The following is an 11,184-nucleotide window of genomic DNA, read 5'->3' on the forward strand; positions in this document are numbered from 1 at the left end:
CAGATTCAAAAACAAAAGTTTATGGCGATGTCGATCCAAGTTTGACGTACCAAATTACTTTAGGAAGTTTAGAAACAGGTGATGTTTTAACAGGAAGTCTAACTAGAGTTGCAGGAGAAAACATTGGAGATTATGTAATAAACTCAAGTTTATCAAGCTCTAATTACACAATCACTTATGTTTCTGACGATTTAACAATCACACCAAAATCAATCACAGTTACAGCGGATGCAAAGACAAAAGTTTATGGAGATGCAGATCCAATATTGACATATCAAATTACTTTAGGAAGTTTAGTATCAGGAGATATATTAACTGGAAATTTAACTAGAGTTGTTGGTGAGAATATAGGAGATTATGCAATTAATTCTAGTTTATCAAATTCTAATTATATAATAACTTATGTTTTCGATGAATTGACAATTATTCCAAAGTCAATCACAGTTACAGCGGATGCAAAATCAAAAGTTTATGGCGATGCCGATCCAAGTTTGACATATCAAATCACTTCAGGAACTTTAAATCTTGGAGATATTTTAACTGGAAGTTTAACTAGAGTTACAGGAGAAAATGTTGGAGATTATACGATTAATTCAAGTTTGTCAAATTCTAATTATACGATTACTTATGTTTCTGATAATTTAATAATCACGCCAAAATCGATAACAATTACAGCGGATGCAAAAACAAAAGTTTATGGAGATGCCGATCCAAGTTTGACATATCAAATCACTTCAGGAAGTTTAGTAACAGGTGATGTTTTATCAGGAAGTTTAACCAGACTTTTAGGAGAAGATGTTGGAGATTATGCAATCAATTCTAGTTTATCAAATCCCAATTATACGATTAATTACGTTTCTGATAACTTAATAATTACACCAAAGTCGATTTCAATTACAGCTGATGCAAAAACAAAAGTTTATGGTGATGCCGATCCAGTATTGACATATCAAATTACTTCAGGAAGTTTAGCAATGGGAGATGTTTTAACAGGGAATTTAATTAGAGTTACTGGAGAAGATGTAGGCGACTATATAATCACTCAAGGAACTTTAGTGAATAATAATTATACGATTAATTATATTTCTGATAATCTAACAATCACACCAAAATCAATTACGGTATTAGCCGATGAAAAATCAAAGTTTTTTGGTGAGATTGATCCAATATTAACCTATCAAATCACTTCAGGAAGTTTAATAGCAAGAGATGTATTAAATGGTAGTTTAGAGCGAGAATTAGGAGAAGATGCTGGCATTTATGAAATCACTCAAGGAGATTTAGAGAATACGAATTACGATATTACTTTTTTACCAAATTCTTTTGAAATTATTGAAAGAATAACTGAAGCTACAGAGTTGCCAAATGTGTTCACACCAAATGGAGACGGAGTTAATGATGTTTTTGAAATCAAAGATTTAGAAAAAAACTATCCGAATTTTGAGATTCAATTTTTCGATAGAAACGGAGCAGTATTGTATAGTTACAATCATAATGGTGATATAAATGCAACACCAATTTGGTGGGACGGAACTCACAAAGGAAAAAAATTACCTACGGGAACCTACTATTTTTCTTTGAATTATAATCAAGATGGTAAGAAACCAAAAGCAACTTGGGTGTTTTTAAATCGTCAATAAATAGCTAAAAATTAGATTAAGATGAATGTTACGAGAGAAAATAAATCAATAAGAGTATATATTCAATATTTACTTTTAGTCAATTTTCTATTTATTGTTACTGCTCAAGCACAGCAATATCCACAGTTTACACAATACACATATAACATGAATATTATTAATCCGGCTTATGCAGGATTTAAAGATGCACTAAATGTAAATGTGATGGGAAGAACTCAATGGGTTGGAGTAGAAGGAGCACCTAAAACTGGTACCTTAGGAATTAATACGCCGCTTGGAATTAGAAGGAGTTTTGGAATTGGTTTTTCTGCGATTTATAATGAATTAGGACCATTAAAGGAAACGCATCTTTATGGAGATGTAGCTTATAAAATGTCAGTATCAAATAACGGACTTTTATCGTTTGGATTAAAGTTTGGAGCTTCAATTCAAAGTTTAAATCAATCATTATTGAGATTTAACACGAGTGAAAATTTTACCAATACTATTCCAAATAAAACATATGCAAATCTAGGTTTTGGATTGTTCTTTTCTCAAGAAGATTTTTATGTGAGTTTATCATTGCCAAACATTTTAAGTACTAATTTTTTCGATGTTGAATCTACTTTAGATTCACCCGAAGAAGTTTCAAGAAACAGTACTGTTTTCTTAGGTGGAGGTTATGTATTTACACTAAGCAACACTGTAAAATTAAAACCTGCAATGATGTTCCGTTATTCTTCTAAAATACCTGTAGCATTAGATATTTCCAGTTCAGTTTTTATAAATGATAAGGTTGAGTTTGGAATTTCACACCGAATTAAAGAATCAGTAGCTTTAATAACTGCATTAAATGTAAATAAGAATATTAGAATAGGATATTCGTATGATTTCTCTACAGCAAATGCTTTCAATAGTAATGGCTCGCACGAAATTTTACTGTTATATTCAGTAAACTTAAAAGATCGGGAACGAGGAGCTCCTATTTATTATTAGTTCTAAAGAAAAAAGACATTACGTTGAGTAATGTCTTTTTTTATATGTATTTGTAATTTAAATCTCTTTTATAAAGTCTAAAAATACTTTTTTATGCAAGTCTAAATCAAGATTTGCCGATAATGAAACTCTGGCGATATAATCTTTGTCGCCTTCTTTTGTTGTTCCTTGAGTTGAGGTTGCAGGAATAGTCCAATAACAACCTTTTAACTGACCGTAACTCACACAATATTTACTTTCATCAGGAATTTCAGTAATCATCATGTCAATTAACTTAAGATTCAGAGCTCTTTTGTATGTTTCTCTTTCCTCATCTGTATTACCTTTTGTAGGTAAGTCTAAAGAGAAAACAGAAGGAGTAAATCCTTGTTCAGCTAATTCTTCTGAAACAAAATTGATTTTAGCGTCTGGTAAATGTTCAGCAATAAACGATACAAAATCACGTGTGTTAACATATGCATCTTGAATTCTTTGAATCATAGATGGCATTTGTTGTGCTAAAATTTCATATTGAAGATCTGTAGCTTCATTATCACATAATTGTAAATGTGTTGAAATGTTGTCCATTAAATAAGCAGCTTTTGTATTGGCTGTACAATAACCAGCAGTACATTTTCCTCCACTAGGGAACTTAGATCCACTTACATACGATATTGTTTTAACATTGGCTAAGGTTTCAGTATCACCTAAGAAATGTACATTCGGACAAAATGTTTGATCTAGAATAAAAACCGGAGTTATAGCTTCTTTTCCTGCGGGTGTAGTTCTTTTTTTACTTAAAGCTTTTTCAAGCTCAATAAGATCCGGAACTTCAACTCTTGGATTTGTAGGAATTTCAGCAATAATGTAAGGTACAGCATCTAATTCAGCAACTTTAGTTAAAACGATATCTACACTTTTTACCATGTCGTTATCACCATCAACAGGAAGATCCATAACTTCTACATTTGGTAAACAAGCTGCTACACGTCTGGCTTGATCATTAGTACCACCATAACAGTTTGGAGGAACGATAATTTTAATATCCTGACCTTTGTAATCTTCTATTGCTTGATGAATTAATCCCATCACAATTGCATACTGAATTGAAAGTCCACTAGAACCAACAACAGCATTAGTTTTTACACCAGTAACATCAGCAATTGTGTTTAATACTTTTGTCTTATTTGCTTTAGTATCGTAAGAAATCTTTTCAGATGAAACTCCAGCAATATTTTCTAAAACGATTAAAGTATTCGAAGGAGTCATGGCTATTGTTTCTCTTCTTCTTACATGTTGTATTTCTGAAACATAATTTTCATTAGAAGCTTCTTTAATAACTAAAATACTACCAAGTTCTGTTGTAGCATTAATAAAGAAATCAACATTTATATTGAAATCAAATTCATGAATGTTTTCTTGCTCAGAAAAAAGAACAATACTTCCATCGAATTCAGGTATATTATTTAAATCGGCAACTTTTTGAATTTCAAAATTGTAACCATATACTTCTTTTATAGTAGCTTCATTGAATACATCTGGTAATTGATCTTTATAAACAAGTAATGTTTTTTTCTGATCAAATAAGTTCTTTCTCAAGATTGCTAAAAAAGGAATAGTTACCGATGAAAAAGTAATAACTCTTTTAGATTCAATGTTATTTAATTGAGCGATTGTCCATTCTAAAACAGAAGATAAAGGATGTCCTAATCGAATGTAATCGTATGCAGTTGGTAATTCATGTAAATCATCAGAAGAAAAATTATTGCTATTAAATAATTTTTCAAAATGTGATAAAAACTCAGTTTTTGCTAGTTTTTCATTATAAATATCTAATCTGTGAGTAGTTAAATTTAACCAATCAGAAGGTAAATTGTTAAGCACATTTTTAAGATAATTTATCACGTTGTTATTTTGCATAATTCTTTAGTTAATACGGTTCGCAAAGATACGTGAAATCGGTTTTTATTAAAAAAATAAACATGTATTTAACTGAAATAATTGTTTGAGTTGTCTAATGGAAATGCAGTTATGATTTTATTAAATGTTAAAAAAAAAACGAACTAGTGTTAATCTCTGTTAAAAGTTTGTATATTTACAATGTGCTGTGATACAGAAATAGCAGCATCTACTAACCAAACATTATTTTTTGAATTTCTAACTACTACTTGTATTAAACATATAATTAGTAACGAATAAGAGCATATATGAATTAAAATTACTCGCTTTACAAAGACATATATAAGAATTAGAAATTCAAAAGTTAACGTACCCCGAAGCTATCCAATTTCTTTTTTCTAGCTAATAAAATAGATGTTTATTAGGTTTCTATCTGTTAATTTTTATCAGATGTTTTTGTCTTTTTCAGTTTTTTAATTCCTCTATAGTTTCTATTCTTTTTTTATTAAACTAACCTAATAAGTCTTTTTATGGAAAGAAAGTCTATTATTAGTGCTTTAAAAATGAAAGTACTTCTAGTATTTACTTTAGTATTATTATCTGTACCTGATAGTATGCTGGCACAATCGTGTACAGTTAATGCAGGTTTAGATAGAACAATTTGTATCAATCAAACTTTACAACTCGATGGAACTTCTAGTGGTGACTTTGCATCAGGACCAACTTGGCGACAAGTATCTGGTCCAAGTGTAGTTATAAGTGATCCCAATATCGATGATCCTATAATTACAGGTCTTATTGGAGGAAATGTATATGAGTTTGAGTTATCAGCAGAATGTCAAAACGGAACAACACCTTCTCAGCGTGTTGAAATTACTGTAATCGGAATTACAATTGCAGATGCAGGTCCAGACATTCAATCTTGTCCAGATAGTTCTGGTTCAATTGTTATAACTGGTAATGCTGTAAATACTGCGGCAGGTGAAACCGGAGTTTGGTCTTTTCAAGGTGGAAGTAACCCAGCAGGTGTAGTAATAGACGATACCAGTGCTGCAACAACAGTTATTACTTTACCAGAAGGAAGTGCAGGTACATCAACATTAGTATGGACGATTACTTCTTCCGGAGGAGCATGTGAATCCGAAGATCAAGTCAATGTCACTAATTATGGAGGAGAAACTCCTGTGGAAGCTGGTCCAGATCAAACTACAGATAATTGTTATACAGTTAGTCAAACAGCCACATTAAATGGGAGTTTTGGTGGAATTGTAAGTTCAGGTGTTCAATCTGGAATGTGGAGTTTAGTTTCAACAACAGCTACAGAATTACCAAGCATTGGAACTCCAACGAATAATTCTACTGGTGTAACAAATTTAAGAGAAGGGGTACACATTTTTCGTTGGGATGTTAGTGGTCCTTGTGTAACAGGAAGTGATACTGTAACTATTACTGTACCAGCACCAACACAAGAAGTAACAACACCAGATGCAGGTCCTACACAGAGAATTTGTGATCCTTCAGTTACTTCTGTTACATTATCAGGAACATTACCTCAATTTGCAGGTGAAACCGTATTATGGGAACCTATCAATAGTAATGCAATGGGAACTACTATTGTAAATGATATGAGTAATACTACTCAAGTAACAGGTTTATCAGCTCCTGGAAGTGGAAATAGAAGTTATACATATCGATACTCAATAAGTAATCCTGCTATACCAGATTGTACATTGTCTGATACGGTAACAATATCATATAATATAGGTACTTCTACTATTCTTTTAAATGATACGAATGGAGATGGAATGAGTGAAGGAGATATTACGCTAGCCTGTGGTACTACAGAAGCAGATATACCTTACGTAACTACTAGCGGAAATAGAACACAATATAGAATATTAAGCGGACCATCTGATTCATCTTTAAGTTTACCTACTGGTTTTACTAATTTAGGTTCAGGTTCTAACGGAACAGTTAATGAAGATCGTTTTGATGTTCCTGGAGCATATACTTTAGAATTTCAGAGAATTCGTACAGGTGGACTTTTATTAGGTTGTGATCAAGCAGTAGAAACAATTAAAGTTACGTTATCAGAAAACCCTTCAGGATCAAATGCAGGAAGTCCTCAAACTTTTGCATGTGGTCAGGTAAATGGTAGTTTATCAGGTAGTGCAATATTACCTGGAGAAACTTCTTTTTGGTCTTTATTACCAGGTGAGCACGGTTTAGATAATTCCGTTATAGATGATAGATTTGATAGAAACACAACATTAACAGGTTTAGTGCCTGGTGAATATGTGTTTCAATATGTAGTAAGTGGAGGAGATGGATGCCCACCAGCTACGAGTACGACAACAGTTACGGTAACACCTTTAAGTAACTTTCCAGTTAATGCAGGTACACCACAAACAGTATGTTTTAACGCACCAGTTCAACTTGCTGCAGATCCATTATTAGCAAGTCAAGTAGGAACATGGTCTTCACCAGATGGAATTGTCTTTTCAGATGTAAATGACCCTAATGCAATTGCTACTGGGTTTGTTACTCCTAGTACATCATATATTTTAACTTGGACAGCAGATGAAAGACCTGGTTTTGTTGATTGTGCAGCACCAGCTCAATCTACGGTAACAATTACAACAACAGCAGATGAATCTCCAACTATTGCAGATGCAGGTACAGATCAGTGTTTGCCACCTACAGGTTCAACTACAACTGCAAATTTAAGTGCGAATAGTATAACACCTTTAGATGTTGATGAACAAGGAACTTGGACTGTAGTTTCTGGTCCTTCAACACCAACATTTACACCAAATGCAAACGATCCTAATGCAGTAGCAGGAAATCTAGTCAATGGACAATATATTTTACGTTGGACAATCGATAATGTACCACCCACAGGTGCGTGTACACCAACTAGTGACGATGTTCAAATTGTAATTGCAGATACAAGTACTACTGTAAGTGCAGGATCAGATGATACACATTGTGTTCCTGCTGTAACGGGTAGTTTTCAAATGAATGCTTCAGATCCTTCTTCCTTAGGAGGACAAGGAACATGGAGATTAGTTTCTGGTCCAACAGGTTTTATTGTTGATGATGAAAATAGTCCAACTGCAATATTCTCTAATTTATCAAACGGAACTTATGTTTTTGAATGGGAAATTGATTATGGAGGTTGTCCAGCAACTGCACCAGCACAGCAAGTGACTAGAGAAGTTGGAATAGAACCTACTGTTGCTAATATTACGAGTTCATTTACTGAAGTTTGTAATGATGATGAGGTTTTAATAAATGCAGATGCATTAACTAATCCAAACATAGAGTCAGGTTTTTGGTCAGTAATCGCAGGACCAAATACACCTACTATAAGTCCAGCAGATGCTATGAATCCTGTTCCAAATGAAATTAATGTTGAGGATTTAATTACTGGACAATATACTTTACGTTGGACAATTATTGGTTCTTCATCTTTATGTCCAGATAGTTCAGATGATATCACTTTTAATGTGTATAAACAGTCTGAAGTAATAAATAATATTGATGTATGTGAAGCAACAAGTGTAGTTTTAGAAGCTACAGAAGGTACAACTGGTACATGGAGTTTAATAACAGTTAATGGAGGTGCACCAACACCTACAGAACTTACAAATAACGGACCTACACAAGCTCCTTCAGATAGTTACATAGCAAATGCAAATGTAGAAGTGGCTGTGCCAGGAGTTGATAATGTTTATGTATATAGATACACTACAAACTATCCTGCTCCTTGTTCAAATACTTCTAGAGATGTAACGGTTACAGTAAGTAGTGGTCCAAGTGAAGAACCAGATGCTGGTCCACCAGTTAATATCTGTTTAGATGATCCAACTCCAGGAGCAAATACTTCTGTTGTTTTAACTGCAGGAAATGCTAGCATACCAGCAGATGTAGATACTGTTCAATGGACAGTATTAGATCAACCTGGTTCTGGAGCAAGTTTCACTTCTGGTGCTAATACTTTAACACCAACATTAAGTGGATTAAGTACTCCAGGATTATACATTGTTGAACTTAACTTTTCAACAAATGGTTGTACCGATTTGTCGGATGTAGCTAGAATAGAAGTGTTTGAAGCTCCAACACCAATTGAGGCTGGGCCAAATCAAACAAATGCTTGTCAGTTAGATTTTAGAACAGATGCAGACGCTCCAACCATTGGTGTAGGAGTTTGGTCGATACTTAGTCATCCTGCAGGTTCAGCGGCTACAGCAACAATTGATAATATAAATGAGCGACAAACAGGAATGTCTAACATAGAAGTTGGAACATATATCCTACAATGGACAGTTACAAGTGGTCCTTTTGGTTCAGGTCCTTGTGGTCCACAATCAGATACTGTAGAGATTACTTTCCCTGCGTTACCACCTTCAACAGCAGAAGCAGGTCCTGATCAAGAGTTTTGTGATTCTCCAACAACTTTCCTTGGAGCTACAACTCTTGCAGAAGGAACAGGTTTATGGAGTATAGATAGTCAACCTGTGGGAAGTACAGTAAATATAGTTTCACCAAATAACCCAAATAGTTTAGTACAAGATATAACACCAGGAGTGTATGTGTTTAGATGGACAGCAACTGGTGGAGGTTGTACAAATTCAGATACAGTTCAAATTACAATGTATTCTGACCCTATAACAGCTGAAGCGGGGCCAGATCAAGTAATACCCGAATTTTCAACAGTTACTTTAGGAGCAACTCCTGCAACAGCTGGAGTTGGAACATGGAGTCAAATTTCTGGCCCAACTACAGCGAATTTTATTAATGCAAACGATCCAGGTACTGTTGTTGCAGGAACACAACCAGGAACTTATGTGTTTGAATGGAGAATTCAAAATGGTTCTTGTAATGATGCTGTAGATCAAGTAACAGTAATAATAACTCCAATTTCAGATTTAGAGTTATCTAAAACAGCTAGTCCAACTTCAGCAAATGTTGGAGATACGGTAACATTTACAATAGCTGTTACTAATAATGATTCAAGTGGAGTAAATTCTGATGCAACAGGTGTTGAAGTAAGAGATGTTTTACCATTAGGCTACAGTATTGTACCTGGTACGGTTTCCAATGGAGGAAGCTTCGACCCGGGAACACAAACATTACAATGGACAGGTTTAAGTATTACAAATGGGGCAACATTAAATTTAACCTTTGATGCAACTATAAATGGAAGTGGGTCTTATGCAAACACAGCTCAGATTTCAGGAAGTGATAACTTTGACCCAGATAGTACACCGAATAATAATGTAGCTTCAGAAGATGATCAAGATGATGCTACTATCTCTATACAATCAGCAGATTTATCATTAGAAAAACTAGTTACTCCAACAGATGTAAGCGTTGGAAATACAGTAACATTTACAATAAATATTAGTAATGCTGGTCCAGATGTAGCAAACAACGTAACAATTGAAGATATTATTCCGATAGGTTACAGTGGAATTTCATCTATCAGTAATAGTGGAGTTTTAAATGGTACAGGTGATGAAATTACATGGAATCTTGCTAATGTTCCAGTGGGAGTAAATGCTGTGACTTTAACTTTTGATGCTATTGTAGATGCTCCTACAGGATCTGCAAATGAATACACAAATTCAGCACAAGTTTTAACTTCAGATCAAGCAGATCCTGATAGTACACCAGGAAATAAAATTGCATCAGAAGATGATCAAGATGATGCAGCTATAACTTTAGAACAAGCAGATTTAGAACTTTCAAAGTCTGTTAGCCCAACTTCAGGAAATCCTGGTGATGCTGTAACGTTTACAATACAAGTAGATAATGTTGCAAGCGTAACTGCTACAGGAGATGCTACAGGAGTAGAGGTTCAAGATATTTTACCAACTGGATATACAATTACTCCTGGAACTATTTCTTCTGGGGGAACATACAACGTCGGTTCAGGTACAATTACTTGGAGCGGATTAAGTATTGCTAATGGAAGTAATATTGTGCTAACATTTGATGCAACGGTTAATCCGTCAGGAGTTTATACTAATATTGCTCAGGTAACAGCGTCAGATTTACCCGATCCAGATAGTACGCCGGGTAATTCTGTAGGAGCGGAAGATGATCAAGATGATGCTGTTTTTTCTGTTGATGAAATAGCACTTTCGATAGATAAAAGAACAAATCCTGTGTTAACGTCTACTACAGTAGGAAGTACTATTACTTTTGAAATAGAAGTTTCTAATGCAGGAAGTTTATCAACTGCAACAGGGGTACAAGTTCAAGATTTATTACCTCCAGGTTATGAATTACAAACAGGAACAATATCTAATAGTGGTATAGCAAGTTTTGACAGAAAGACTATAACTTGGAATAATTTAACTATAGCTTCAGGAAGTAGTATTGTATTAACTTATGATGTAATTGTAAATGCTCCTACTGGAGTACCTGATGAATATAAAAACGTAGTTCAGGTTACAGATGCTGATCAAAATGATAATGGAAGTATACCGAATAATGATGATGGAGATCAAAGTGAACCAGATGAAGATGCTTTAACTATTCCAACTCCTCAAACTGCAGACTTAAGTTTAGTAAAGAGCGTAAGTGATGGTACACCAAATGTAGGTGATACAGTTACCTTTAGTTTAGCTATTAGTAATGCAGGAGCCAATGCAGCTACGGGAGTCAATGTTTCCGATGTCGT

At 34.1% G+C, this 11,184-nt stretch carries 4 protein-coding genes; 3 read left to right on the plus strand and 1 reads right to left on the minus strand.

The features are described 5' to 3' along the window. Together Q1A15_RS20685 and Q1A15_RS20690 are read left to right on the plus strand one after the other, a co-directional pair. Window positions 1-1,640, plus strand: a 1,640-nt coding sequence (locus Q1A15_RS20685) for an MBG domain-containing protein (protein WP_299628313.1), incomplete at its 5' end; no start/stop codon positions are given. A gap of 21 nt (window positions 1,641-1,661) precedes the next feature. Further along, window positions 1,662-2,615 carry a type IX secretion system membrane protein PorP/SprF gene (locus tag Q1A15_RS20690; RefSeq protein ID WP_299628315.1) on the plus strand — a complete coding sequence of 318 codons (954 nt, stop codon included), beginning with the start codon at window positions 1,662-1,664 and terminating at the stop codon, window positions 2,613-2,615. A 57-nt stretch (window positions 2,616-2,672) separates the two neighbouring features. Here Q1A15_RS20690 and Q1A15_RS20695 read toward each other — a convergent pair whose 3' ends face one another. Then, window positions 2,673-4,514 carry a PLP-dependent transferase gene (locus Q1A15_RS20695; RefSeq protein WP_299628317.1) on the minus strand — a complete coding sequence of 614 codons (1,842 nt, stop codon included), beginning with the start codon at window positions 4,512-4,514 and terminating at the stop codon, window positions 2,673-2,675. Window positions 4,515-5,023: 509 nt separating this feature from the next. On the opposite strand from Q1A15_RS20695, the gene Q1A15_RS20700 reads away from it, so the two are divergent. After that, on the plus strand, window positions 5,024-11,184 hold a 6,161-nt coding region (locus tag Q1A15_RS20700), incomplete at its 3' end, for an Ig-like domain-containing protein (RefSeq protein WP_299628319.1).

The organism is uncultured Tenacibaculum sp., assembly GCF_947495995.1.
Lineage (GTDB): Bacteria > Bacteroidota > Bacteroidia > Flavobacteriales > Flavobacteriaceae > Polaribacter.